This window comes from Leucobacter allii (assembly GCF_022919155.1).
Classification (GTDB): domain Bacteria; phylum Actinomycetota; class Actinomycetes; order Actinomycetales; family Microbacteriaceae; genus Leucobacter; species Leucobacter allii.
This window is the reverse complement of the sequence record NZ_CP095045.1, coordinates 557,684-583,502: the sequence shown is the minus strand read 5'-3', so window position 1 is coordinate 583,502 and position 25,819 is coordinate 557,684. Positions and strand designations below refer to the sequence as shown.

Genomic DNA, 25,819 nt, shown 5'->3' with positions numbered 1-25,819 from the left:
ACCCTGTGGAGTCCGCGAGACCCTACATAGTCCGCGAGACCCTGTGATATCCGCGAGACTCTGTGTTCCTGACCGGATATTTCGTAGGGTCTCGGGAGTTTCATAGGGGCTCGGGGTCAGGGGCCGGGTCGGACCAAGGCCGGCCCGGGCCGGAACGGGCGAGGCCCCGACCGGGTCCGGAACGAGCCGGGCCAGGCCCTGAACGGGCCCGGAACGAGCCGGGCCCGGACCGGGACCCGCCCCGGACGGGCCGAGCGACGGCGGACTAGTACTTCTCGCCGATGCGCACGACGTACCCGGCATCGCGGAGCGCCTGGGCGACGGCTTCGCCGTGCTCGTGCCCGCGCGTCTCGACGTGCAGCTCGAGCTCGACCTCGCTGATGGGCAGCTCGGTGGCGTGGCGCGTGTGGATGACCTCGACGACGTTCGCGTTCTGCTCGGCCACGATGGACGCCGTGCGCACGAGCTGCCCCGGCACGTCGGGCAGCAGGATCCGGAGCTTCATGTAGCGGGCGGAGGCCGCGAGACCGTGACCGATGACGCGCTGCAGCAGCAGCGGGTCGATGTTGCCGCCGGAGAGGATCGTCGCCGTCGGTCCGCTCACGTGGGCCTTGCCGGCGAGCATGGCGGCGACGCCCGCGGCGCCGGCGGGCTCCACGACGAGCTTCGCGCGCTCGAGCAGCATGACGATCGCGCGGGCGATGTCGTCGTCGCTCACCGTGACGACCTCGTCCACGAAGTCGCGCACGAGCTCGAAGGTGCGCTGCCCCGGGCGCGCGACGGCGATGCCGTCGGCGATCGTCGGCCGCGTCTGCACCGTCACGGGGTGCCCCGCGACGATGGACGGCACGAAGGGCGCCGCGTTCTCGGACTGCACGCCGACGATCCGCATCGGACGGCCCTCGCGCTCGGCCCGGAGCTTCGCGGCGACCGCAACGCCCGAGATGAGCCCGCCGCCGCCGATGGGCACCACGATCGTCTCGATGTCGGGCGCCACGTCGAGCATCTCGAGGGCGACGGTCCCCTGGCCCTCGATCACGGCGTCGTGGTCGAACGGCGGGATGAACATCGCCCCGGTCTCCGCGACGAAGGCCTGCGCCGCGGCGTTCGTCTCGTCGAAGGTCGCGCCCTCGAGCACGACGTCCGCGCCGTAGTTGCGGGTCGCCTGCAGCTTCGGCAGCGCCACGCCGAGGGGGGTGAAGATGGTCGCCTTGATCCCGAGCTCGCGCGCGGCGAAGGCGACGCCCTGCGCGTGGTTGCCGGCCGAGGCCGCGACGACGCCGCGCTCGCGCTCCTCCTCGCTGAGCTGCGAGAGGCGGTGGTACGCCCCGCGCAGCTTGTAGGCGCCCGTGCGCTGCAGATTCTCGCACTTCAGATAGACCGTGGGCACGCCGAGGATCTCGGCGAGGTAGCGGGACGTCTCGAGCGGGGTGCGCTGCGTGACGCGGTGCACGTTCGCGAGCGCGCGCTCGAAGTCCTCGAGCGTGGGAGCCGGGGCGGGCTCGGTCATGGGGCTATCCTTCCTTGCGCCGCAGGCGTGCGAGCGCACGGGCCCGGCGGCGGGCCCGATGATGTACCTGGTCGCGCTGGTGGTAGTCCGCGACGGGATCCGTGCCCGGCTCCCATTCCTTCTTGACCAGGGTGTTGACGATCGCGTTCGCCGAGGCCGCGAGCGGCACCGCGAACAGGGCTCCCGGGATGCCCGCGAGGAGTGCGCCGGTGGAGACCGCGAGCACGACGCCCAGCGGGTGCACGCGGACGGCGCTGCCCATCACGAGCGGCTGCAGCACGTGCCCCTCGATCTGATTGACGAGGATCACGACGCCGAGCATCACGAGCGCGTTGACCGGCCCGTTGTAGACGAGCGCGACGAACGCGGCGAGGGCGCCGGTGGTGATGGCGCCGAGGAAGGGGATGAAGGATCCCAGGAACACGAGGATGGCGATGGGGATGGCGAGCGGCACGCCGAGGATCGCGGCGCCGGCGCCGATGCCGACGGCGTCGACGAACGCGACGAAGATCTGCACGCGCACGTACTGCCCGACCGACACCCAGCCGGCGCGACCGGCCGCGTCGAGCGGCGCGTGCGCGCGAGCCGGGAGGAAGCCGAGCACCCAGTTCCAGATCCTCCTGCCGTCGATGAGCAGGAAGATGAGCGAGAACAGGGTGAGCAGCAGCCCGGTGACGAGCTGGCCGGCCGTCGTGGCGACGCCGAGCGCGCCGCTCCAGAGCTCGTTCTGGTGGTTGTTGACGGTGGTGAGCAGCTGGTCGACGAAGCCCCCGAGCTCCTTCGCGGAGAAGCCGAAGTTCGCCTCGGCCCACTTCAGCAATTCCCACCACACCTCCTCGGAGCGGCGGGCGACGTCGTCGAAGCCGTTGCGCAGCTGCGTGACGATGAGGGTGACCAGCACCCACACGGCCGCGGCGAACAGCGCGAGCGCGGTGACGACGCCGAGCCAGCGCGGCGCCCCGCGGCGCTCGAACCAGTGCACGACCGGGGCGAGCAGGGCCGTGAGCAGGATCGCGACGAGGAGCGGGATCACGATGATCCGCACCTGCACGATGAGCCAGAGCACGCCGGCCACCGCGATGCCGATGAGGATCAGGCGCCACGACCACGCCGCGGCCACGCGCACGCCGAGCGGGAGCTCCTGCGCGGCGTTCGCGGTCGCGGGCGGAACCCCGTCGCCTGGTTTCTGCTCATCCACGGTGCAATCCTATCCAGGGGCCGATGACCGTTACCCCATATGCCGGAACGCTCACAGGAGCCTCCGGAGAACGCGACGCGCAAGCGCGTCCTTCGCGGGCGTGAACGGCGGCATGATGGTCGCGGCGAGGGTGTCGGGCGCGAGGGGCTTCGCCAGCACGGGCTTCTCGTGGCTGAACCTCGCGAAGGATCGCTCGCCGTGGTACGCGCCGGTGCCGCTCGGGCCGACGCCACCGAAGGGCAGCTCGGGGGCGGCGAGATGGAGCGAGGGCACTCCGAAGTTCAGCGCGCCCGAGCTCGTCTCCCGCTCCCACCGCCGCCGCACGGCCGCGTCCTCGCTGAAGACGTAGGCGGCGAGCGGGCGGTCGCGGCCGGCCACGAAGGCGAGGGCCGCATCGAGCCCCGCGATGGGGACGAGGGGCAGGATCGGCCCGAAGATCTCCTCCTGCATCACGGGCGCCCCGGGGTCCACCCCGCCCAGCACGGTGGGCTCGAGGAACCGGCTCGCCGCGTCGTGCGCACCGCCCGCGAGGATCTCGCCGTCGGCGAGGTAGCTGGTGAGGCGCGCGAAGTGGGCGTCGTTCACGATGCGACCGTAGTCGGGGTTGCGCGCGATCGCGCTGCCGTAGAGCTCGTGGATCGCATCCGCGAGCCTCGGCGCGAGCCGCTCGAGGACCTCGGGCTCGCCGAGCACGTAGTCGGGGGCGACGCAGGTCTGCCCCGCGTTCATGAACTTGCCCCACGCGATCCGCCTGGCGGTCTCGGCGAGCGGCGTCGTGGCGTCGACGTAGACCGGCGACTTGCCGCCGAGCTCGAGGGTCACGGGGGTGAGGTGCTCGGCGGCCGCCCGCGCGACGATCCGCCCGACGCGGCCGTTGCCCGTGTAGAAGATGTGATCGAAGGGCTCGGCGAGCAGCGCGCTCGTCTCGGGCACGCCGCCCGTGACGACGGTGACCGCGCGGCGGTCCAGCGCGTCCGGGAGCAGCAGCGCGAGGAGCGCGGAGGTCGCCGGGGCGAGTTCGCTGGGCTTCACGACCGCCGCGTTGCCCGCCGCGATCGCGCCGACGAGCGGCGACAGCGCGAGCATGAGCGGGTAGTTCCAGGGCGCGATCACGAGCACCACGCCGAGGGGCTCGGGCACGATGCGGGCGGACGCCGGCTGGAGCGCGAGCGGGAGCGGCGCGCGCCGCGGACGCATCCAGGAGCGCAGCCGCGCGAGGGCGTGATCGATCTCGGCGACGAGGAAGCCGATCTCGGTGAGCTGCGACTCGGTACCCGACTTCCCGAGGTCGATGCGCAGCGCCGCCTCGAAGTCGGCTCCGCGATCGAGGAGGAGGGCGCGGAGGCGCTCGAGCTGCGCGCGTCGCCACGCCTCGGGGCGCGTGACGCCCGCGGTGTAGCCGTGCCGCAGCCCGGCGACGATCCCGGGGATCCGGTCGGTCGAGGTGGCGGTCATGCGCCCACCCTACCCCCGGGGTTCGGGATCGGGGTCCGGACTCCGGGTTCGGGATCGGGGCCCGTTCAGGGTTCAGGATCGGGGCCCGCTCAGGGCCGGGGTCCCGGGCCGCTCACCAGAAGTGCAGCGCCGGGACGATGAGGAAGATGCCGAGCAGCACGACCACGACCGAGAGGCCGAAGCACGCGTTGGCGGCGACCGTCGCCCAGCGCGGGCGCCCGATGTCATCGACGTCGTCGTCCTCGTCGTCGCGCGAGGGGCCGTCGGGCTCGAAGGTGCCGTCGGCGCGGCGCACGCGCGGCGCGGGCGTCGCGAGGAAGCGGATGCCGAGCGAGTACAGCGCGACGACGAAGACGGACGCGCCGAGCGCGGTGGCGAAGACGATGACGAAGGCCATCCAGTCGATGTTCATCGGGTCTCCTCCTCGGACGCGGCGGCCTTCTCCGCCTCGCGCGCGGCCTTCTCGGCCTCCTTCGCCGCGACATCGTCGCGGACCGCGGACTGCGCGACCGGGGTGAGCGGCGGGATCGTGCCCGTCTTCGTCTTCAGGGGCTTCACCTTCGCCTTGCGGATGCGCACGGCGTAGCCGGACTCGGCGACGTCGGGCACCGGCACGGCGTTCGAGTGGTCGACCTTGTTGCGGCGGGAGCGCCAGAAGATGAAGAGGATGAAGGCGAGGCCGATGACGGCGTCGATGATGACGCCGACGAAGCCGATGTGCGCGATGGCCGCGGCGATCGCGCCGACGGCGCCCGCCGCGGGGAGCGTGAAGAGCCAGCCCGAGGCGATCCTGCCCACGGTGCGCCAGCGCACGCTCGAGCCGCGGCGACCGAGACCGGAGCCGATGACGGAGCCCGAGGCCACCTGCGTCGTGGAGAGTGCGAAGCCGAGGTGGCTCGAGGCGAGGATGGTGGCGGCCGTGCTCGTCTCGGCCGCGAAGCCCTGCGCGGGCTTCACCTGGGTGAGGCCGGCGCCGAGGGTGCGGATGATGCGCCAGCCGCCCGAGTAGGTGCCGAGCGCGATCGCGAGCGCGCAGGCGACGACGACCCAGAGGTGCGGGCCGGTGCCGGGATCCTGCAGGTTCGCGGCGACGAGCGTGAGCGTGATGACGCCCATGGTCTTCTGCGCGTCGTTCGTGCCGTGCGCGAGCGCGATGAGGGAGGAGGAGGCGATCTGCGCGTAGCGGAAGCGGCCGCGGCCGTCCTTCCGGCCGTCGTGGCGGCGTGTGATCGCGTAGGCGACCTTCGTGGCCGTGAAGGCCACGATGCCTGCGGTGAGGGGGGCGGCGACCATGGGGATCAGGATCTTGGAGATGAAGACGCCGCCGTTGATGGCGGCGATGCCCGCGCCCACGATCGCGGCGCCGATGAGGCCGCCGAAGAGCGCATGGGAGGAGCTCGACGGCAGCCCGTAGAGCCAGGTGACGAGGTTCCAGACGATCGCGCCGATGAGCCCGGCGAAGATGAGCTCCGGCGTGATGAGGACCCCGCCGTCGCCCTCGTTGATGAGGCCGCCCGAGATCGTCTTGGCGACCTCGGTCGACAGGAACGCGCCCACGAGGTTGAGGATCGCCGCGAGGAGCACGGCGGTCTTGGGCTTCAGCGCGCCGGTCGCGATGGGCGTGGCCATCGCGTTCGCCGTGTCGTGGAAGCCGTTCGTGAAATCGAAGAAGAGGGCCAGTACGATGACCAGCAGCACGATGAGGGTGAGTTCCACCGGCGTCTTTCGTTCGGGATCGGAGTCCTGTGCGGACACCCGCGAAGTCACCTGCCGTTCACCGTCATGGAGACCGCCGCGGGCCGACGCGCGTGCGCCGTATTCATGCTGACACCTCGATTCCGGGAGGTCAAGCTGAGGGTTTCGCGTTCACTTCCCGTTCACCCGCGGCGCGCCGGGTAGGCTGAGGGCGTCGATCCTAGGGAGCATCCATGACCACTGCGAGCCTCAGCGAGTACACCCCCGAAGCGGGCGCGATCACCATGTTCTCCACCGTCTGGTGCGGGTACTGCAAGCGCCTCAAGCTCATGCTCGACAAGACGGGGATCGCCTACACGGTCGTGGACATCGAGGAGACGCCGGGCACGGAGGAGCTCGTGAAGTCGGTGAACGGCGGCAACGCGGTCGTGCCGACGCTCGTCTTCCCCGACGGCACGACCGCGACGAACCCCTCGCTCCCCGAGGTACGGGCGCGCCTCGGCGCCTGACGCTGGCGCTCAGCCGAAGGTGAGGCGGACCTCCTCGTAGCGGTCAGCGGGGACGGTCTTCAGCCGTCCGACGGCCTCGGCGAGCGGCACCATCTCCACCCGGTCGCCGCGCAGCCCCGCCATGGTGCCCCACTGCCCCGCGCGCGCGGCGTCGGCCGCGGCGATGCCGGTGCGCGTCGCGAGCACCCGGTCGAACGCCGTGGGCGAGCCGCCGCGCTGGAGATGCCCGAGCACGGTCGCGCGCGTCTCGATGCCGGTGCGCTCCTCGATGAGCGGTGCGAGCAGTTCGACCACGCCGCCGAGGCGCTTCCGCCCGAAGCCGTCGAGGCCGTCCCGGGTGACCTGTTCGTCGGAGCCCACGAGGCGGAACCCCTCGGCGACGATCACGAGCGAGGACCGGCCGCGATCGCGCACGCTCAGCACCCACTCGGAGATCTGCTCGATCGACTCGGGGAACTCGGGGATGAGCATGACCTGCGCACCGCCGGCCATGCCGGCGTGCAGCGCGATCCACCCGGCGTCGCGCCCCATGACCTCGAGGACCATGCAGCGGCGATGCGACTCGCCGGTGGTGCGGAGCCGGTCGATCGCCTCGGCCGCGATCGAGACCGCGGTGTCGAACCCGAAGGTGTAGTCGGTGCCGCCGAGGTCGTTGTCAATCGTCTTCGGCAGCCCGATCGCGGGGATCCCCGCGGCGGTGAGCAGCTGGGCGACGGTCTGCGTGCCGTTGCCCCCGATCAGCAGGAAGCCGTCGATGCCGTACTCCGCTGCGCGGTCGCGGATCGCCTGCAGGTCGCCCGCATCCCCGCGGCCGGCGAGGAACGGCTGCACCCGGCTCGTGCCGAGGATCACGCCGCCGAGGGGCGAGATGCCGCGGACCGCGCGGCGGTCGAGCGGCACGGAGTCGCCCGCGAAGAAGCCCCGCCAGCCGTCCATGAAGCCGATCATCTCGAAGCCGTGGACCTCCACGGCGCGGAGCACGGCCCCGCGGATGGCGGCGTTCATTCCGGGGCTGTCGCCCCCCGAGCACAGGACTCCGATGCGCATTCCACTCCCTCGTTCGACGGCGCACGACCCGGGGCCCACAGGCCCCGCCCCATCGTAGCGATGGCACGATCCTCTCGGCCAGTCCGTATGCTGCCAATCTCCGCGCGAGGGCGGACAGTCCGGGAGCGCCCCGGAGTTCAGTCCCCCGACTGCTCGACGGCCCGCTGCAGCACGCCGACGAGGGCGAGCAGCTGCACGGAATCCGCCTCCTCCACCGGCGCGGCGGCGCCGTCGAGGGCCCGGGCCGCGAGCCCGGCCTTGCCGTCGATGAGCTCGGCGATCTTCGCGTCGATCGTCTGCGCGGCCACGATGCGCCACGCCGTGACGGGCTCCTCCTGGCCGATGCGGTGCACGCGGTCGATGGCCTGCGTCTGCTCCGCATCCGTCCAGCTGAGCTCGGCGAGCACGACGTTCGAGGCCGCCTGCAGGTTCACGCCGACGCCGGCGGCCGTGAGCGAGCACACCGCCACCGAGACCTCGGGATCCTTGTTGAACGCGTCGATCTGCTCCTGGCGGAACGTCGTGGTCTGGTCGCCGCGGATCGACACCGTCTTCAGGCCGGCCTCGGCGAGCTGCGCCTCCACCCGGTCCATCACGTCGATGTGCTTGGCGAAGAACACGACCTTGCCGACCGAACGGGCGAGCTGCGCGGCGTAGTCCGCCGCGAGGGCGGCCTTGGCCTGGCCGATCTGGCGCACCATCGTGAAGACGTTGAGACCGTCGGCCGAGGCGTGGGACTCCTCGAGCTCCTGAGCGCACACCATGCGGATGATCGCCTCGTCGGAGAGCTTCGCGCCGAGCTTGCCGACCTTGACGGCGCGGAAGCGCTCCAGCAGCTTCTTCGCGAGCTGCGCCTCGGCGTCCCTGATGCTCCGCCCGAGCTCGTCGTCGAGCTCGACGGGCAGGTCGACCACGCGCTTCGCCGGGAGGTCGGCCGCGACGTCGAGCTTGCGGCGGCGCACGATGCCCATCTCGATGACGCTCTGGCGCGCCTCCGGGTAGAACGACGCGTCGGCCGGGGTCCAGCCGTTGCTCTCGAGCCTCGCCATCAGCTCCGGTCCGGGACGGTCGGATTCGGTCCAGCCCAGGAAGCGCCAGATGGCGCGGAAGTCGTCGATGTCGTTGATGAGGGGGGTGCCCGTGAGCGCGATGAGGAGCGGCGAGACGCCCGGTGTCCGCTCGCGGATGCTGCCGGCGATGGCGAGCACGTTGCGCGAGCGCTGCGACTGGACGTTCTTGATCATGTGGGCCTCGTCGACGACCATGCCCTTGAAGCCGAAGCGCGAGATCCAGCTCAGATGCCGGTCGAGGATCTCGTAGTTGACGACGAAGATGTCGGCGAAGGCGTCCACATCGCGCCCGTCGCCGTGGATCACGGTGACCCGGCGCTGCGGCGTCCACCGCTGCGCCTCGCGGGCCCAGTTCATCTTCACGACGTTCGGCACGACCACGAGCAGCGGGTAGGCGTCCGCCACGGAGGCCGCGAGCACGGACTGCGCCGTCTTGCCGAGACCGGGTTCGTCGGCCAGCAGGAAGCTGCGGTGGCCGTCGGCGACGCTCGCGAGGAAGCGCGCCTGATGCGGCATGAGCTCGAGCCCGGCGGGCGAGAGGCGATCCGGCACCGGCGGCTCCGGCAGCTCCATGCACGCCGAGCCGCCGCCGCCCTGCTCGAAGGACTTCAGCAGCGGGCCGAGCAGCTCCCAGTTCGCGAGACGGACGACCGGGGCCGGCTGCTTCGGCGGCGTGAGATCGGGGGTGAGGAAGGGGTTCGCGAGCCTGCGGGCCTCGACGCCCGCCGGCTCCACCTGGCGCTCGGCGAGCTCCGGCGGCACGTAGCGCTGCACGGGCTCGGCGACCGCCTTCTCCTCCTCGGGCAGCTCGATCCCGGCCTGGCCGAGCATCTTGCGCTTGAGGAGGCGCGTGGCCTCGGTGATGGGCGCCGTCGGTTCGAGCAGCGTGATCAGGCTGGTGTCACGCGCCGCGGTCTTCGCGAGGATCGCCGCGACCCCGTCGAGCCGCTTCAGGGTCTCGGCGCGCTCGGATTCGCTCACGCCCTCCTCCGTCTTCACCCGCGCGCGCTCCTCGCGCATGAGCAGGGCGATGACGTGGAACTTGGTGCGGTTCGCCGGGGTCGCCTTGCCGCGCTGCGCGGACGCCTCGACCTCGCGCACCGCACGCGCGAGGAGCGGGATGATGCCCTCGTTGTGGGTGTGCTTGCGGCGCCCGTTCGCGCGGCCCGCGTTCTTCGCGCGCTGCCCCGACGCGGCGGCGCGCTGGCTTCCATTCGTCGCGTTCGACTGACGCGTCGCAGTGGTGCTGGCCAAAGGATCTCCTGATCGGCGTGTTCGGTCCCGGCATGCGTACCGGGGCGCGGGTCGCACACGAGTACCGAGCCTGACCTCATGCGCGGCATGGGGCTCGAGAAACGCTCGCGGGCGATGACCCTGCGGTCAGTCTACCATCACGGTCCGCGCGACGGGTGGGAGCCGCGGCGGGGATCAGCCGAGGAGCGCGCGGGTGCGCTCGACGTCGGCCCGCATCTGCGCGACGAGCGCCTCCATGCTGTCGAACGCCGACATGCCGCGCAGCCGCGCGACGAAGCGCACCTCCATGGCGCGGCCGTAGAGGTCGCCGTCGAAGTCGAGCAGGAAGGCCTCGACGCGGGAGACGCCCTCGGGCGTGAAGGTGGGGTTGTTGCCCACCGAGACGGCGGCGACGTGCTCGGCGCCGTCGATGACCGCGATCCCCGCGTAGACCCCGTCGGCCGGCACGAGGCCCTCGATCTCGCCGCCGAGATTCGCGGTGGGGAAGCCGAGCTCCCGGCCGCGGGCGTCGCCGTGGACGACCTCCCCGCGCACCGCCACGGGGTGCCCGAGCATCTGCGCGGCCTCCGCGACGTCGCCGGCGAGCACCGCGGCGCGCACGCGGGAGGACGAGACGCGACCGAGCTCGGGATCCTCGACCCACTCCACCACCTCGGCGCCGAAGCCCAGCCGCTCGCCGAGCGCGCGCAGGAGCGCTCCGTCCCCGGCGCCCCGATGGCCGAAGCGGAAGTCGGCGCCCATGATGACGTGCCGCGCGCGGAGCGCGTCCACGAGGATGTCGGAGACGAAGGCCTCGGCGGGGATGGAGGCGAAGGCCGCGTCGAACTCGACCATCACGCAGACGTCGATGCCCGCGGCGGCGAACGCCTCGAGCCGCTGTTCCCGGCTCATGAGCGGCTGCGGGCAGCGCCGGGGGTCGAGGTAGCTCAACGGGTGGTTGGCGAAGGTGAGCACGATGCTCAGGAGGTCCTCGTCGCGCGCCGCGCGCGCGAGCGCCCCGAGCACGGCCTCGTGGCCGCGGTGCAGGCCGTCGAACTTGCCGATCGCGACGCAGCTGCCGCGGGAGACGAGCTCGGGCGGCACCTCCCCGATCGTTCCGAACACGTGCATCAGGCGCGCCCGCCCGTTCCGCCGCTCCGGCCCAGCCAGACGAGCCCCAGGACGGGCAGCACGAGCGGGATGAACACGTAGCCGCGGCCGAAGTACGACCACACGGAGTCGTGGCCGAAGAGCTCGGGCACCGCGATGCTCAGCGCGCCGACGACGAGCACGCCGAGGAGCTCGAAGCTGAGCGCGACCCACGCCACCGCGCGCCAGGCGCCGCGGCGCTTGATGAGCGCGATCGTCGCCACGATGTACACGACGCCCGAGACGGCGGAGAGCGTATATGCGAGCGGCGCCTCGTCGAACTTGGCGATGATCTGGTAGACGGAGCGGAAGGTGGCCGCCAGCGCGAGCACGATGTAGACGGCGATCAGCACGCGGCCGAGGCCGCCGAGGCGATCGCTCCGGCCGGCCGCCGCCTCCGGATGCGCGGCGTCGCGGCGGGCGCGGTCACGGATCTCGGGGTTCGGCACGGGGTTCAGTGTACTCGTCCCCGGAGGCGCCGGCGTACCCGTCGCCGACCGTCGCGAGGAAGACGTCGCCGTGCCCGCTGAGCCGGATCGGCTCCCCCGCAGACACGTAGAGCGACTGGCCGCGGCGGGCGGTCGCGACCTCCGCGAGACCCGTCGCGTCGCCGCCGACGCGCTCGACGCGCACCCGCCCCTCGGACACCACGAGGACGACGGGATGCTCGGCCGCGAGCTCGACCTCGGCGGCGGCCTCGGCGGCGCCGTGCGCGGCGCGCGGCGCCGGATCCTCGCGCTCCGGATCGCACAGGCGCGCCCGCAGCAGCTGGAAGTCGGGGACGTCCGGCCGCCAGGCCACGAGCCCGGGCCCGAGTCGTTCGGCGGGGAGCCTCGGCTCCACGAGATCGCCGGCGTCGACGATGCGGCACAGCTCGGCGATGTCGACGTGCTTGCGGGTGAGACCGGCGCGCAGCACGTTGTCCGAGGAGGCCATCACCTCCACGGCGATGCCGCCCAGGTAGGCGTGCAGCTGCCTGGCGCGGAGGAACACGGCCTCGCCCGGGGCGAGACGCACGTGGTGGAGGAGGAGCGCGACGAGGATGCCGGGGTCGCCCGGGTGCGCGGCGACGAGGGCGGCGAGCGCGGCGAGGCGATCGGACGGGGCGGCGTCTTCGGGCGGCCCCGCGCCCGCGGGCTCGGCGCCGGTCGCGATCCGCGCGAGGGCGGCGAGCGCCAGACCCACTGCGTGGTCGTCGCCGAACGCCCAGTCGAGGAAGGCGCGGCGCACCGCCTCCGCATCCTCGCCGGCCAGGCGCGCCGCGACCGCGACGAGCTCCGCCGCGCCGGCTCCGTCGCCCGAGACGCGCGCCGCCTCGGCGAGCCGGCGCAGATCCTCACGCACCTCGGGCAGGGGACGGAAGCCACTGAGCGCCGTGACCTCGCTCAGCGCGACGAGCAGTTCGGGCTTGTGGTTGGCGTCGCCGTAGTTCCGCTCCGGCGCGTCGCGCGGGATCCCCGCGGCCTCCTCCGCCGCGAAGCCCGCCGCGGCCTGCGCGCGATCCGGGTGCACCTGCAGGGAGAGCGGCGCGCCGATCCCGAGCACCTTGAGCAGGAAGGGCAGCGGGCCGCCGTCGACGCCGTAGCGCTCCGGATCCCCCGCGACGAGGTCGAGCAGCGTCCGCGGTCGGGCGCTCGCCTTCGCGAGCTGCGCGGGCGCCGCGGGGTGCGTGCCGAGCCAGAGCTCCGCCTGCGGTTCGCCGGTCGGCGCGCGTCCCAGGAGCTCGGGGATCGCGTCCGTCGAGCCCCACGCATAGACGCGCGGAGTGTTCTCGATGAAGATCAGCACGTCGCTCCTTGTCGCTGCGGTCCGAGCGGCATGCTCTACCATACCGACTATGGCGGAGAGCAGGACCAGACTCGGAGTGAGCGCGTTCGCGATCTGCGTCTTCGCCCTCACCCTCGGCAGCAACGGCGTGCGCAACATCATCGGCTGGTGGGGGTTCCTCGCGGCCGCGCTCGCGCTCGTCGTCTGGGGCGTCGTCATCTTCGCGCGCGAGCGGCCCGAGCGCTTCCGCTGGTACCGCCTCCCCTCGCCGATCTACTGGTTCCTGACGCTCGCGGTGCTCTCGATCGCGTGGTCCCAGTACCGCCTCGAGAGCGTGCTGGGCGTGCTCGCGCAGCTGGCGACGACGCTCCTCGCCGTCGTCCTCGCGTTCGTCCTCACCTGGCACGAGGTGCTGCGCACCCTCGGCACCGCGCTGCGCTACCTCATCGGCCTCTCCTTCCTCTTCGAGCTCGGGGTGTCGCTCCTGATCCGCGAGCCGGTCTTCCAGAACTTCATCGGCCCGATCCCCGAGGAGAAGCCGTCGAAGCTCCTCATGTGGAGCCGCGACCTGCTCTTCGCTGGCGGGCCGATCCAGGGTCTCGTGGCGAGCTCCGTGCTCTTCGGCTTCATCGGTCTGCTCGGGCTCATCGTCTTCGGCATCCAGCTGCGCGCGGGCCTCGTGCGGCGCTTCGCCGGCTGGTTCTGGGTGGCCGCGGCCGCGGCGACGATCCTGCTCACGCGCGGCGCGACCGTCTGGGTCGCGCTCGCCGCGGTGCTCGTCGGGCTCGCCCTCGCGCTCTGGGCGCGGCGTCTCGGCCCCGAGCGGCGCGTGCCGCTCTACGCCACCGGCGGCGCGATCCTCGCGGCCGCGCTGGGGCTCGTGCTCTTCGCCCGCGACGTCGTCTTCGGCCTGCTCGGCAAGAGCGGCGACATGACGGGGCGGCTCGAGACCTGGCAGAAGGTCATCGAGCTCGCCGAGCAGCGCCCGTGGTTCGGCTGGGGCTGGGTGAGCTACTGGGCGCCCTGGGCCGAGCCCTTCGCCTCGCTCGATCGGAAGGCCGGCATCGCCGTGATGAGCGCGCACAACGCGTGGCTCGATGTGTGGCTGCAGCTCGGCATCGTCGGCGTGCTCGCCTTCGCGCCGATCGTCGTGCTCGGCATGTGGCGCGCGTGGTTCCGCGCGGTCGACCCGCCGCGGCGGGGCTTCGGCCCCCCGCTCCCCTACGCCACGAGCGCGCTGTGGCCGTTCCTCGTGCTCGTCGCGCTCGTCGTGCAGTCGTTCACGGAGAGCCGCCTGCTCATCGAGGGGAACTGGCTCCTGCTGATCCTGCTGGCCGTGAAGACGCGCTTCGACTTCGCGCTCCCGCACCGCGACACCGAGCCGACGAAGCTCCCGTGGCGGCGCGTGCCGATCGCGTCCGAGACCGGGCCCGTCGGGCTCACGAGGTGACGCGGTGCTGATGACGACGGAGCGGCTGCTGCGGCTGCGGGCCGAAGCCAGACTCGAGCGCGAGACGCTCCTCGAGCACCGGGTGCGCGGCGGCGAGGATCCCGCGATCGCCTACGCGGAGGCCCCGGAGGTCGACGACTTCGTGGTGCGGGCGCTGCGCGACGAGATGCTCGAGGATCGCGGTCAGCTCGCCGAGTTCGGCCTCGCCCGCCTCGCGGCGCGCGCCGGCGGCCCGGAGGCGGCGGGGCACCGCCGCGACGCCGATCGCGTCGAGTTCGCGCTGCTGCGCGAGATCGCCGAGGCGGTCCCGCAGCTCACGGTGGCCGTGTGGCGCGCCGCCGAGGAGCTCGAGGTGCACTGAGCGGCTCCCCGCGTCCGATCCGGATCGCCTCGGTAGACTGGTGCGGTACTCTGCCCGACGCCCGTCAAGAGAGGCGCGCCTTCGATGCCGACCACCCTCCAGAACGTCGTTTTCCCGATCGCGAAGGATCCCGACGTCCTCCCCCTGTACGCGGACGCCGAGACGTGGACCACCGTCCGGGGCCGGCCCGTGCGACTCACGCAGAACGCACACATCGACAACGTGCTCTCCCGCAGCAGCTCCCGGGTCCGCGCGGGGCACCGGGTCTCTTACGCGAGCTACTTCAACGCCTTCCCCGCCGCCTACTGGCAGCGCTGGACCGTCGTCGACCGCGTGCGCCTCACCCTCCGCACCGAGGGCCCCGGCACCATCATCGTCTACCGCTCGAACGCCTCCGGCGTGCAGCAGCGCGTCGACTCCCGGCCGGTGAGCGGCAGCGAGGAGAGCGTCTTCGAGCTGCCGCTCGCCTCCTTCAACGACGGCGGCTGGTACTGGTTCGACCTCATCGCGGGCGACGGGGACCTCGTGCTCGAGCACGGCGCGTGGACCACCGACGCCGAATTCGTGAGCCCGGGCAAGCTCAGCCTGGGCCTCACCACCTACAACAAGCCGGACTACTGCGTCGCGACGCTCGCGAACATCGCCGACGACGACGCGCTCCTCGAGGGCATCGATCGCATCTTCCTGGTCGATCAGGGCACGCGGAAGGTCCGCGACGAACCCGGGTTCGACGCGGTCGCGGCGCGGCTCGGCGAACGGCTGCGGGTCATCGAGCAGCCGAACATCGGAGGCTCGGGCGGATTCTCCCGGTCCATGGCGGAGACGCTCGAGCGCGAGGAGACGGACTTCCTCCTCCTCATCGACGACGACATCGCATTCGAGACCGAGAGCGCGCTGCGCGCGCTGCAGTTCGGCCGTCTCAGCCGCACGCCGGTGATCGTCGGCGGGCACATGTTCGACCTGCTCGACAAGCCGGTCCTCCACGCCTGGGCCGAGGTCGTGCGCCCCGAGCCCTTCATGTGGGGGCCGTCCTTCGAGGAGCAGCACCGCCACGACTTCCGCAAGCGCAATCTGCGGCAGACGCCGTGGATGCACGCGCGGCTCGACGCGGACTACAACGGCTGGTGGATGTGCATGATCCCGAAGCGGGTCATCGCCGAGATCGGGCTCTCCCTCCCCGTCTTCATCAAGTGGGACGACGCGGAGTACGGGCTGCGGGCCCAGGCCGCGGGGTACCGCACGGTGTCGATGCCCGGCGTCGCGCTCTGGCACGTCTCCTGGCTCGACAAGGACGACTCGCAGGACTGGCAGGCGTTCTTCCACACGCGCAACCGGATCATCGCCGGCCTGCTGCACTCCGACCGCCCCCGCAGCGGGAAGCTGCTGCAGAACAGCGGCAGGCAGGACATCAAGAAGCTGCTGAACATGCAGTACTACGCGACGCAGCTCGCCGTCGACGGCATGCGCTCCGTGCTGCGGGGCCCCGACGGGCTCCACGACGCGATCGCGCGGGACATGCCGGCGGCCCGCGCGCGCGCCGCGGACTTCCCCGAGACCCGGGTCTACCGCTCCGGGGATCCCGACACCCCCGTCGCCCGCGGCGGCCGGGCCCTGCCTCGGCTGACGCGCGCGCGGGACTACCCGACCGGGCTGCGCCTCGGCGTCTTCACGGCCCGCATGGTGGCGGAGCACTGGCGTCGCGCAGAGAGCGAACGCGACGCGCTGACGCCCGAGCTCGAGTACGCCAAGCACGACGCGCTGTGGTGGAAGATCCCGGCGCACCGCAGCGTGGTCGTCGGCGCCGCCGACGGCAGCGGCAAGATGTGGTACCGCCACGACCGCGCGAAGTTCCGCCGGCTGCTGCGCGAGGCCAGGGAGCTCGCCGGGCAGATCGAGAAGAACTGGGATCGGCTCGCGGCGGAGTACCGCGCCGCGCTGCCCCGGATCACCTCGGTGGAGGAGTGGCGGAAGACCTTCGAGGGCCGCTGAACGGCCCCCGATGAGCCGGGCCGCCCGCCGGGCGGGTCCGGCTCGTGGTCAGCTCCGCGCGGGCAGGAGCGGCAGGAGCCGCTGCGCGAACCACGGGACCAGCGTGCCGGCGAACGATGCCGACAGATGGTCGTCGTCGAAGTACACGTTCGTGCCGCCGATCACGGCGTGACAGCTGCCCTCCGTGCAGAGCAGCTCGCGGAGGTCCACGACATCGACGCCGACCAGGTCCGCCGCCCGCAGCAGCCAGTCCTGCCCGGTCGGCGGCGTCCAGGCGCACGGATCGACCGCGCCGACGCCCGCGGCTTCGACGCACTCCGGGCCGTCGATGGCCTCCACGCCGTCCGCCGCGGTCCCCCGCGGCATGCCGGGCACGTCCCTGAGGACGACGACCTGCTTCCCCGCGTCGACGAGACGTTGCAGCCGGTCGACCGCGGCGTCGTTGTAGCGCGGGTTCGGCTTGATGCGGGAGGAGAGCAGCACGACGTCCACCGACGGATCCTGGACGATGGCCTCGGTGCGGTCGGCGCCCCAGTCGATGCAGCTGCGTCTCGCCGCCGGGTCCCTGACCACGTCGTCCCGCTCGAAGCCGGTGCACCCGGTGCGGCCCACGGCCCGGAAGTCCCACCCCTCGCGCTCGGCGATCTCGGCGATCGGCTGCATCAGGTGATTCGCGTGCGAGTCCCCCATGAGCACGACGCCGAGACCGGCCCCGGGGAAATCGCAGACGGTCTCGAGCCCGGTGCCCATCTCATGCGACGAGCACCGTTCCTCGCCGTCGATCCAGGTCCGATAGCTGTCGGAGCTCGCGCGCGTGAAGTCGATCTCCTCGGTGACGCGGTAGGGATCCGCGCAGCCGTTCATGACGGCGTACGCGCCGAAGCAGCCGTCGACGTCGGCGGTGCGCGCCGCGATCCGCTCGCGGTACCCGTGCTCCTGCGCGGCCGCCACCGCGTTCGGGGCGATCGCCAGTGCGCCGACGAGCGCCATGCCGACGAGCATGAACGCGAAGGTCGGCGCGCGGCGGGCGAGGGCGCCGGGCGCGCGACGGACGGGATCCTCGACGAGATGCTTCGTCAGCACGGAGAGCAGGAGGGTCGCCGCGAGGATCGCGCCCGCCCAGTACCAGCCCGGCGCTCGTCCGAGCTTCGCGGTGACGACGACGATGAGCGGCCAGTGCCAGAGGTAGATCGCGTACGAGGCGTCTCCGACGAACTGGACCGGGCGGAAGCGCGCGAGGCGCTGCGGCGTCCAGCTCAGGCCCGGATCGCCGAGCCAGATGAGCGCGGCGGCCGCGCCGACCGGGAAGAGGGCGATCCATCCGGGGAAGGGGCTCTCCCCCGTCAGCGCGAAGGCCGAGACCACGATGATGAGGAGCGCGAGCCAGCTCAGCGCGCCGTTCACGGCGCCGCGGAGGCGACTGGCGGGCAGCATCGCGACCAGGCCCCCCAGCGCGAACTCCCACGCCCGCGTGGTGGTCATGAAATAGGCCGAGGGCTGCGAGCGCGCCGTCTCCACGACGGAGAAGAGCAGGGAGAGCACGAGCACCGCGCCCAGCGCGTACGCCACGGCGCGGCGGCGGTCGATCCTCCGGGAGCGGCCCGCCGCCCAGACGGCGAGGACGATGAGGATCGGCCAGACGATGTAGAACTGCTCCTCGACCGAGAGCGACCAGTAGTGCTGCACGATCGACGGCGCGCTGTCGGCGCCGAGGTAGTCGACGGAGTTGGCCGAGAGGAACCAGTTCAGGCCGTAGATCGCCGCGAAGCCGATCTCGGCGAAGTTCTGGAGGCGCAGCGACGCCGGCATCAGCAGGTGCACCGCGAGCGCCGAGACGAGGAGCACGAGGAAGGCGGCGGGCAGGAGCCGGCGCACGCGCCTGGCCCAGAACTCCGAGAGCCGGACCCTCCCGGTCCGCTCGACCTCGCGGAGCAGGTGGCCGGTGATGAGGAACCCGCTGATCACGAAGAACACGTCGACGCCGATGTACCCGCCGGGGAGCAGGGACGCGCTCAGGTGGAAGACCACCACCACGCCGACGGCGAGGGCCCGCAGACCCTGGATGTCGGTGCGCATGCCTCGCTGCGCCATGCTTCCCCTTCTCTTCGCCCGACACGGAAGATCGCGGTGGGCCGGCGCCGCCGGCCCACCGCGATCCCGGGCGACTAGTGCTTCAGACGGTACAGGAACGCGGCCATCGCCGCGCGGCTCACCTTGTCCGAGGGCTCGTAGTAGCGCTTGCCCGACTTCACCGTGCCGGTCGAGAGCCCCGAGTCGTACATCCAGGAGATCTCCTTGTAGAAGCGGGATCCCTTCGGCACGTCCGCGAAGCGCGCGGTCGACGGCGCGGAGTAGCTCGGGGTCTCGAGGCGGAAGATGAACGCCGCCATCGCCGAACGGCTCACGCCGTCGTTCGGCTTGTAGTAGCGCTTGCCGCCCTCGCGCGTGCCCGTGGAGAGGCCCGAGGTGTACATCCAGGCGATCTGCCGGTAGAACTTATCGCTCGTCTTCACGTCGGCGAAGGGCGACTTGGCCGGCGGCTGGTACGTCGCAGGCACGTTCTCCATGCGGAAGATGAACGCGGCCATCGCGGAGCGGCTGACGTTCGAGCCGGGCAGGTACTTCTGCCCCTTGCTCGTCGTCGTGCCCGTCGAGATGCCCGAGGACTTCATCCAGTTGATCTCGGTGTAGAACTTGCTGCCGTAGAGCACGTCGATGAACGGCGGCGAGACGACCGTCCTCGCGCCGGCGGTCGAGCCCTTGCCCGACACCCAGCCCGAGGCCGTCGGCCGCACCTTCACCGTGATCTGCGCGCCGATGTCCGCGGTCTTCGTGCGGTACGTGGAGCCCGTGGCGCCCGAGATGGCCTTGCCGTTGCGCAGCCACTGGTACTTCTCGGTGATCTTCGTCGGCGCCGTGCCGAAGGTGACGGCCCAGCTGCCCGAGAGGTTCGCCTTGAGCTTCTTGCCCGCGATCAGCGAGCCGCCCTCGACGATCGAGGTCGAGACGGCCTTGCCGCCGTCCTTGAAGCCCTTGTACTCGACGCGGACCTTCGCGGTGCTCGCCGTGGTGGAGACCGCCGTGACGCGCACGGTGTTGCCGTGCGGCATGAGGTTCGCGCCGGCCTTGAGCACCTGCTGGCGGTTGCTGCCCGACCAGCGGGAGAGCACGGCGGAGCGCTTCGCGCCGGAGGAGGCCGAGACGGCGTAGCCCTTCATCACGCGCACGCCCGTGCTCGAGAGGTAGCCCTGCGTCGAGAAGTTGTACCACTGGCCGTCGGCCCACGGCACGGCGCTGTCGGTGCCGGCGCCGTTGCGGTACTCGACGAAGAAGGGCACGCCGGGGCTCGGGCTCGACACCCGGAGGCCGCGGAGGCCGCTCGTCGCGCTCGCGGCGTTGATGGTGAACTCCTGCACGGCGCCGCCCGAGGTCGTCACCGACTTGAGCGAGGAGCTCGAGGTCAGTCCGAGCATCTTCTTCTGGGGGATCGACAGGGCGCCAGCCTTCGAGCCGTAGTCCTTCCAGTACGGCCCCATGACGTCCCACGTGTCGCCGTACTCGCGATCCGAGCAGTTCGAACCGGAGACGGGGCGTCCCGTGGTCGAGCTCGTGCTCGAGTCGACCTTCGGGCTCGTCGTGCACACGCGGGCATCCGCATGGCCGAGGCCGAGGTTGTGGCCGATCTCGTGGGCGACGACCGAGTTCAGGTCGCTCACGGGCTTGCCGGAATTACGCGCGCCCAGGTCGATCCAGGTGGCACCGCCGCTGTGGAGGCTGCGGATCGAACCCATGCCGACGGCTCCGCCGCAGTTCTGGTTCACGAAGGCGACGAGGTGGCGTCCGCTGCTCAGGTACAGGTTCGCATCGTAATACCCCATGTCCCAGATGGCCTGGTTCCAGAGGCTGGAGTAGCTGCAGCGACTCGCACTCGGCGACATGCTCTTGTAACTCGCCACCGGCATGGAGCTGATCTTGCCGCCGGTCTGGCTCTTCCAGTAGCCGGAGGAGTAGGAGATCACGCTCTCGAGCTGCGCCCGCGTGGGCGCGGTGCGCGCCGAGCCGCCGAAGTAGCGCACGTCGACGGGGTGGCTCTTCGTCGCGACGGCGTCGGCGGTGACGTCGCCGGCGAGCCGCGCGAGCGACTCCTCGGTGTCGCTGCCCGTGCCGGTGGCCGCGAGCGGCGCGTCGGCGAGGTCGGCGGCCTCGTTCGCCACGCGGCCGAGCTCGCCGACGGTGAGCTCGCCCGGCTCGTCGAGCCGCGCCTGCACGGCGTCGACGGACGCCTCGGGCAGCGCGACCGTGCCGGTGAACGCCGCGCCCGGCTCGAGCGATCCGCCCGAGCTCGCCGCGTCGACCGCGATGAGGCCCGCCTGCTCCGTCGCGACGTAGACCGCACCGGCGGTCGCACCGTGGGGTTCGCCGACGGTGCCGTCCTCGTGCACGTCGACGGGGCCCGATTCCTCCGGTACGACGAGGATCGTCCCCGTCACCTGCAGCGACTCGGGGGCCTCCGTCACCGGCTCGGCCGACTCGGCCCCGGGCTCGACGGCCTCGGGCGCTTCGGCCTCGGGCTCCACCGGTGCGGGATCCTCGGCTCCCGGATCCTCAGCGCCCTCGGCGGAGCCGGTCCCCTCGGATCCTGCCTCGGCCCCGGTCTCGCCGGTCCCCTCCGCCTCGGAGTCCCCGTTCTCCGACGGATCGGCGCCGTCGGACGGATCGGTCGTCGGTGCCTCGACGGCGGGATCCGCCGGCGGCTCGGTGAACGCCTGCGCGGGCGAGGCGCTCAGGACGAGCAGCAGCGCGAGCGCGCCCCCCGCCAACGGTTTCAGCATGGATCGCACTGTGGCTCCTTCGGGCTCATGAATCGGCGATTTCCCCCCGCCACAGCTTAGGGGATGCTGAACGCCCGCTGGCAATCCGCTCCGGCTCCGGAGCGGCCTCATGCGCCGCTCAGAGCAGCTCCTCCAGCTTGTTGTTGAACATCGACAGCGCCGATCCGATGGCCATGTGCATGTCGAGGTACTGGTAGGTGCCGAGGCGCCCGCCGAAGAGCACCCGATCCTCGCCCTCGGCGAGCGCGCGGTAGCGCAGCAGCCGCTCGCGATCCTCGGGGGTGTTCACCGGGTAGTACGGCTCGTCGTCGCGGCTCGCGAAGCGCGAGAACTCCCGCATGATGACCGTCTTGTCCTTCGGGTAGTCCCGCTCGGGGTGGAAGTGGCGGAACTCGTGGATGCGCGTGTAGGGGTACTGCGCGTCGGGGTAGTTCATCACCGAGGTGCCCTGGTAGTCCCCCACCGGCACGACCTCCTGCTCGAAGTCGAGGGTGCGCCAGGAGAGCTCGCCCTCGGCGTAGTCGAAGTAGCGGTCCACGGGACCGGTGTAGACGACCGGCACCGTGCCGACGATCGCATCCTTGTTGAGGGGCTGCGACGCGTCGAAGAAGTCGGTGTCCAGCCGCACCTCGATGTTGGGGTGATCCGCCATCCGCTCGAGCCAGGCGGTGTAGCCGTCGGTCGGGAGGCCCTCGTGCGTGTCGTTGAAGTAGCGGTTGTCATAGGTGTAGCGCACGGGCAGGCGGCTCACGATGTCGCCCGAGAGCTGCTTCGGATCCGTCTGCCACTGCTTCGCGGTGTAGTCGCGGAAGAACGCCTCGAACAGCGGCCGGCCGATGAGGGCGATGCCCTTCTCCTCGAAGTTCTGCGCCGTCTTCACGTCGAACTCCCCGGCCTGCTCGCGGATGAGCGCCTTCGCCTCGTCGGGCGAGTACGCGGCGCGGAAGAACTGGTTGATCGTACCGAGGTTGACGGGCAGCGGGTAGACGACGCCGTCGTGGTGCGAGTACACCTTGTGCTGGTAGCTCGTGAAGCTCGTGAAGCGGTTGACGTACTCCCACACCGTCTCGTTGGAGGTGTGGAAGAGGTGCGCGCCGTAGCGATGCACCTCGATGCCCGTCTCCGGCTCGGCCTCCGAGTAGGCGTTGCCGCCGATGTGCGAGCGCCGGTCGATGACGACGACGCGTTTGCCCGCGCTCGCGGCGCGCTCCGCGATGGTGAGTCCGAAGAAGCCTGAGCCGACGACGAGAAGATCCATGGGATCCAGCTTAAAGGCTGCCGGGATGCCCGCGGCGCCGTCGCCTACACTGGGTCGCGGAGCCGCACGCCAGCGAAGGAGCGTCCATGCCACGGAATCTCGCGCACGCCGTCGGGGTGATCGCCGCCGGCGCCCTCGCATTCGGGGCGGTCGCGCTCGCCGCGGGGCTCAGCGGAGCGGGGCTCGGCGGAGCGGGAGCACCCGCCGACGACCCGGCGCGCCCGACGACGGCGCCCGAGGCGCAACCGCCGGGCGAGGACGCCGTCGTGCCCCAGGAGGGGGCGCTGCTCGGCACCTGGCGCGCCCCGCTGCCGGCGAACCAGGACGCCTTCGCGGAGTTCGCCTCCGACGGCCGCTGGGAGGCCTCGGACGGCTGCAACCGGATGGAGGGGACCTGGCGCCTCGGCGTCGACGGCGAGCTGCGGATCGACAGTTCGGGCGTCATGACCCTGATCGGCTGCGACAACGTGCCCATCCCGACCGCCGTCGCCGGCGCCGTCGCCGTGAGCTTCGTCGGCGACGACGGACTCGTGCTCATCGCCGCTGACGGCTCGGAGACGGAGCTCCTCCGCACCGAGTGACCGCACCGGCGGCGTCCGGCGCGCGCCGGACGCCGCCGCTGCGTCAGCCCTGCGCGAGCGCCGATGCGATGATGCGATGCGCGGGGAGGATACTCCGGCGCTCCTCATCGGCGTCGACCGTCCCCTCGACGAGATCGACGAAGTGATCGAACTGCGCCGCGAGGGGCTCGGGCCCCGAGACCTCCGGCACCTCCATCTCGGTCATCTGCCGGAATCCGACGCGCCCGTCCGTGCTCTCGATGTTCGTGTGGCGGTACTTCGTGACGCTGCGCAGCAGCAGGTCGACCTCCACCATGGAGTCGAGCGACTGCACGGTCATGCGGCGCACCTTGCGCTGGCCGATGCGGCTCGCCGAGGCCGAGGCGATGCCGCTGCCGGGGAAGCGCAGCGTCAGATCGATGACGTCCTCCGCTCCGGGAAGCGACTCGGGGTGGAAGTACCCGAGCTCGGCGCTCACGGACTCGGGCGTGGCGGCGCCGTAGAGGTTCGAGACGAGGTCGGCGTCGTGCACGAGCATGTCCCAGGCCACGCCCGTCTTGATGCGCGACCAGTACGGCGAATGCCGCTCGGCGCGGACGTAGACGGGATCCTCGATGAGGGCCTTCGCCGCGATCACGCCGGCGTTGTAGCGCTCGAGGAACCCGCACTGCACGGGCACCCCGCGCCGCTCGGCCGCGGAGAGGATCTCCTCGGTCTGCTCGAGGGAGGGGCAGACGGGCTTCTCGATGAGCACCGGCAGGCCCGCGTCGAGGATCTGCTTCGCGATGTCGTAGTGGTACTCGGTCGACGCGGCGACCACGACGGCATCGGCGGCGCGGAGCGCATCCTCGGCCTCGGGGTACCACTCGCCGCCGTACTGCTCGGTCGCCGCGCGTCCGCTCGCCTCGAACGGGTCGACGATGCCGACGAGGTTCGCACGCGCCGAGGAGGAGATGATCCGCGCATGGTTGCGCCCCATCGTTCCGGCTCCGAAAAGGACGATGTTCGGGTTCGCCATATTGCTGTTCCTCCAACTACGGACTGCCGATCCGCGCGCATCCGAGCCGCGCGGTCCCCCTCCAGTCTAGGTCCCCCGTCCGCTGCGATTCGAGTCGGGCGCACTACAGTGGTGACATGACTGCTCTTCATGCGCAGGCTCTCGCCGCCGAGCTCTCCGCAACGCTTCTCGGCGAGAACCTGGCCGTCACGACCCCCGCTCCGCTCGTCGATGCGACGGCGGGCACCCTCACCTTCGTGGGAGATACGCAGAGGTTCGAGGCCGCGTTCGACGCCGCCGCGCGCACGGGGGCCGTAATCCTCGCCCCCGTCGGCACGTCGCTCCCCGAGGGCGCGAGCGGTGCGCTCATCCTCGTCGACAATCCTCGCGCGGCCTTCGGACGGACCGTCGCGCGGCATTTCGCGCCGCGCACCGAAGCCGGCGTGGCGCCGACGGCGCGCGTCGATCGCACCGCCGTCGTCCACGAGACCGCGCACATTGGAGAGTACACGGTGGTGCGCGCGGGGGCCGTCATCGAGGCGCACGCCGAGATCCGCGATCACGTCGTCATCGGCCGGGACGTGACCGTCGGCGAGCACGCGCTCGTCAAGAGCCACGCCGTGATCGGCGAGGAGGGCTTCGGCATCGAGAAGGACGAGCACGGCAACAATTTCCACGTGCCGCACATCGGCTCCGTGCGACTCGGCGCGCACATCGAGGTGGGGAATTTCACCACGGTGTGCTCGGGGACGATCGCGCCGACCGTCGTGGGCGACTATACGAAGATCGACGACCACGTGCACATCGCGCACAACTGCCGCATCGGCCGCAACGTGATCATCACGGCCTGCGCGGAAGTCTCCGGCAGCGTGACCATCGAGGACGACGTCTGGATCGGCCCCAACGCATCGGTCATCCAGGGACTGACGCTCGGCAAGGACGCGCTGCTCGGGATCGGCGCCGTCGCGGTGAAATCCATCCCCGAGAACGAGGTGCGGATCGGGAACCCTGCGAAGCGTCTCGGCGACAACAAGCGCTAGCGGGCGCGGGGCGGGTCAGTAGTTCTCCGCCGGCACCTTCTCGAACCACCAGAACGGGTGGGTCAGCACCTGCATGAGCGGTTCCTTGCCGACCCACATGCCGAAGTGCCCCTCGCGCCAGCGGCCGCTCGAGTCGCTCAGGTACTTCATGTGCGGCATCATGAAGCGCTCCTCGTAGGCGTGGTACGCGACGCTGTCGCTCCAGCGTTCGAGCAGCGCGTTCGCGAAGGCCATCCCGCCCATGCGCGCGGGCTCGTGCGAGCTAAACCCGCCGAGCGGGCGGCCGACCGCCGCCTCGAAGACCGCGCGCTGGCGATCCGCCCACTCGTGGTTGTCACCGCCCAGCCAATCGCACAGCCCTCCCTCCAGGTGGAGCTGCACCTCGTGTCCGAGCTGTTCCATCTCCTGGATGAACTGCAGGGACTGCAGACTCATGAGGTTGTATCCGCGGGCGTGCACCCGCAGGAAGATCGTCGAGGAGCAGCCCGCCTCGGCGTCGATCCGGGCGACGCGCATGGCCTGCTCGATGGTGTTGTCGATGTCGTGCCGCAGGATCAGGTGCCGCGGCTGCGGGTCGTCGAGGTACTGCGCGAAGCTCGTCACCGCGTAGCCGGCCTCCCGGTACGCCCGGAGCGTGTCGGCGTAGGACTTCAGCGAGTAGTCGTAGGTCTCGGCCGCGGCGGTCGTCATGATCCCCCA

The 25,819-nt window shown here is 71.5% G+C and carries 21 protein-coding genes; 6 read left to right on the top strand and 15 right to left on the bottom strand.

The annotated features are described in order from the left end of the window. Positions 1 to 265: 265 nt before the first annotated feature. The 5 genes from ilvA to MUN78_RS02460 form a co-directional block, all read right to left on the bottom strand. Entirely contained in the window at positions 266 to 1,510 is a 1,245-nt protein-coding gene (ilvA, locus tag MUN78_RS02480; RefSeq protein ID WP_244728575.1) for a threonine ammonia-lyase, read from the bottom strand. 4 nt (positions 1,511 to 1,514) lie between these two features. Beyond that, positions 1,515 to 2,708 carry an AI-2E family transporter gene (locus tag MUN78_RS02475; RefSeq protein ID WP_244692858.1) on the bottom strand — a complete coding sequence of 398 codons (1,194 nt, stop codon included), beginning with the start codon at positions 2,706 to 2,708 and terminating at the stop codon, positions 1,515 to 1,517. Positions 2,709 to 2,759: 51 nt separating this feature from the next. Beyond that, the gene (locus MUN78_RS02470) at positions 2,760 to 4,163 is read right to left on the bottom strand and encodes an aldehyde dehydrogenase family protein (protein ID WP_244728573.1); all 1,404 of its coding nucleotides are present in this window, start codon (positions 4,161 to 4,163) and stop codon (positions 2,760 to 2,762) included. 112 nt (positions 4,164 to 4,275) lie between these two features. Next, positions 4,276 to 4,575: a hypothetical protein gene (locus MUN78_RS02465; protein WP_244692856.1), complete on the bottom strand. Its 300-nt coding sequence runs from the start codon at positions 4,573 to 4,575 to the stop codon at positions 4,276 to 4,278. Continuing rightward, positions 4,572 to 5,879 (bottom strand): inorganic phosphate transporter, encoded by a 1,308-nt coding sequence (locus tag MUN78_RS02460; RefSeq protein WP_244694113.1) that lies wholly within the window; start codon positions 5,877 to 5,879, stop codon positions 4,572 to 4,574. The genes MUN78_RS02465 and MUN78_RS02460 overlap by 4 nt, the downstream gene beginning before the upstream one ends. A 212-nt stretch (positions 5,880 to 6,091) precedes the next feature. Between MUN78_RS02460 and MUN78_RS02455 the strand changes: the two genes are divergently transcribed. Then, entirely contained in the window at positions 6,092 to 6,367 is a 276-nt protein-coding gene (locus MUN78_RS02455; RefSeq protein ID WP_244692855.1) for a mycoredoxin, read from the top strand. A gap of 9 nt (positions 6,368 to 6,376) precedes the next feature. Here the strand turns inward: MUN78_RS02455 and MUN78_RS02450 are convergent, their stop codons facing one another. The 5 genes from MUN78_RS02450 to manA form a co-directional block, all read right to left on the bottom strand. Further along, positions 6,377 to 7,414: a 6-phosphofructokinase gene (locus MUN78_RS02450; RefSeq protein ID WP_244728571.1), complete on the bottom strand. Its 1,038-nt coding sequence runs from the start codon at positions 7,412 to 7,414 to the stop codon at positions 6,377 to 6,379. A 137-nt stretch (positions 7,415 to 7,551) separates the two neighbouring features. Further along, positions 7,552 to 9,738 carry a DEAD/DEAH box helicase gene (locus MUN78_RS02445; RefSeq protein WP_244728570.1) on the bottom strand — a complete coding sequence of 729 codons (2,187 nt, stop codon included), beginning with the start codon at positions 9,736 to 9,738 and terminating at the stop codon, positions 7,552 to 7,554. A 174-nt stretch (positions 9,739 to 9,912) separates the two neighbouring features. Next, positions 9,913 to 10,848: a bifunctional riboflavin kinase/FAD synthetase gene (locus tag MUN78_RS02440; protein WP_244728568.1), complete on the bottom strand. Its 936-nt coding sequence runs from the start codon at positions 10,846 to 10,848 to the stop codon at positions 9,913 to 9,915. Continuing rightward, positions 10,848 to 11,315: a hypothetical protein gene (locus tag MUN78_RS02435; RefSeq protein ID WP_429952298.1), complete on the bottom strand. Its 468-nt coding sequence runs from the start codon at positions 11,313 to 11,315 to the stop codon at positions 10,848 to 10,850. Before MUN78_RS02435 ends, MUN78_RS02440 begins: the two co-directional genes overlap by 1 nt. Then, a complete protein-coding gene (gene manA, locus MUN78_RS02430) occupies positions 11,293 to 12,654 on the bottom strand; it encodes a mannose-6-phosphate isomerase, class I (RefSeq protein ID WP_244728567.1) in 1,362 nt (453 codons plus the stop codon). Before manA ends, MUN78_RS02435 begins: the two co-directional genes overlap by 23 nt. 49 nt (positions 12,655 to 12,703) lie before the next feature. Here manA and MUN78_RS02425 point away from each other — a divergent pair, with 49 nt between their 5' ends. The 3 genes from MUN78_RS02425 to MUN78_RS02415 all read left to right on the top strand — a co-directional run bounded on the left by MUN78_RS02425 (position 12,704) and on the right by MUN78_RS02415 (position 16,433). Continuing rightward, complete coding sequence (locus tag MUN78_RS02425; RefSeq protein WP_244728565.1) at positions 12,704 to 14,083, top strand: O-antigen ligase family protein; 1,380 nt, start codon at positions 12,704 to 12,706, stop codon at positions 14,081 to 14,083. Positions 14,084 to 14,093: 10 nt separating this feature from the next. Next, complete coding sequence (locus MUN78_RS02420; RefSeq protein ID WP_244694111.1) at positions 14,094 to 14,444, top strand: hypothetical protein; 351 nt, start codon at positions 14,094 to 14,096, stop codon at positions 14,442 to 14,444. A gap of 84 nt (positions 14,445 to 14,528) precedes the next feature. Then, positions 14,529 to 16,433, top strand: coding sequence for a glycosyltransferase (locus tag MUN78_RS02415; RefSeq protein ID WP_244728563.1), 1,905 nt, complete (start codon positions 14,529 to 14,531; stop codon positions 16,431 to 16,433). 48 nt (positions 16,434 to 16,481) lie between these two features. On the opposite strand, the gene MUN78_RS02410 is transcribed toward MUN78_RS02415, so the two are convergent. From MUN78_RS02410 to glf, 3 genes are all read right to left on the bottom strand, one after another. Beyond that, a complete protein-coding gene (locus MUN78_RS02410; RefSeq protein WP_244728561.1) occupies positions 16,482 to 18,524 on the bottom strand; it encodes an acyltransferase family protein in 2,043 nt (680 codons plus the stop codon). Positions 18,525 to 18,598: 74 nt separating this feature from the next. Continuing rightward, a complete protein-coding gene (locus MUN78_RS02405) occupies positions 18,599 to 21,265 on the bottom strand; it encodes an S-layer homology domain-containing protein (RefSeq protein WP_244728559.1) in 2,667 nt (888 codons plus the stop codon). Positions 21,266 to 21,383: 118 nt separating this feature from the next. Further along, on the bottom strand, positions 21,384 to 22,523 hold the full coding sequence (gene glf, locus MUN78_RS02400; protein WP_244728557.1) for a UDP-galactopyranose mutase: 1,140 nt from the start codon (positions 22,521 to 22,523) through the stop codon (positions 21,384 to 21,386). A gap of 86 nt (positions 22,524 to 22,609) precedes the next feature. Between glf and MUN78_RS02395 the strand changes: the two genes are divergently transcribed. Then, positions 22,610 to 23,104 carry an META domain-containing protein gene (locus tag MUN78_RS02395; RefSeq protein ID WP_244728555.1) on the top strand — a complete coding sequence of 165 codons (495 nt, stop codon included), beginning with the start codon at positions 22,610 to 22,612 and terminating at the stop codon, positions 23,102 to 23,104. A gap of 43 nt (positions 23,105 to 23,147) precedes the next feature. Here the strand turns inward: MUN78_RS02395 and MUN78_RS02390 are convergent, their stop codons facing one another. Continuing rightward, positions 23,148 to 24,101: a Gfo/Idh/MocA family protein gene (locus MUN78_RS02390; protein ID WP_244728554.1), complete on the bottom strand. Its 954-nt coding sequence runs from the start codon at positions 24,099 to 24,101 to the stop codon at positions 23,148 to 23,150. A gap of 116 nt (positions 24,102 to 24,217) precedes the next feature. Between MUN78_RS02390 and MUN78_RS02385 the strand changes: the two genes are divergently transcribed. Further along, the gene (locus MUN78_RS02385; protein ID WP_244728552.1) at positions 24,218 to 25,120 is read left to right on the top strand and encodes an LpxD N-terminal domain-containing protein; all 903 of its coding nucleotides are present in this window, start codon (positions 24,218 to 24,220) and stop codon (positions 25,118 to 25,120) included. 15 nt (positions 25,121 to 25,135) lie between these two features. Here the strand turns inward: MUN78_RS02385 and MUN78_RS02380 are convergent, their stop codons facing one another. Beyond that, a complete protein-coding gene (locus MUN78_RS02380) occupies positions 25,136 to 25,810 on the bottom strand; it encodes a GCN5 family acetyltransferase (protein ID WP_244728550.1) in 675 nt (224 codons plus the stop codon). Positions 25,811 to 25,819: the final 9 nt, after the last annotated feature.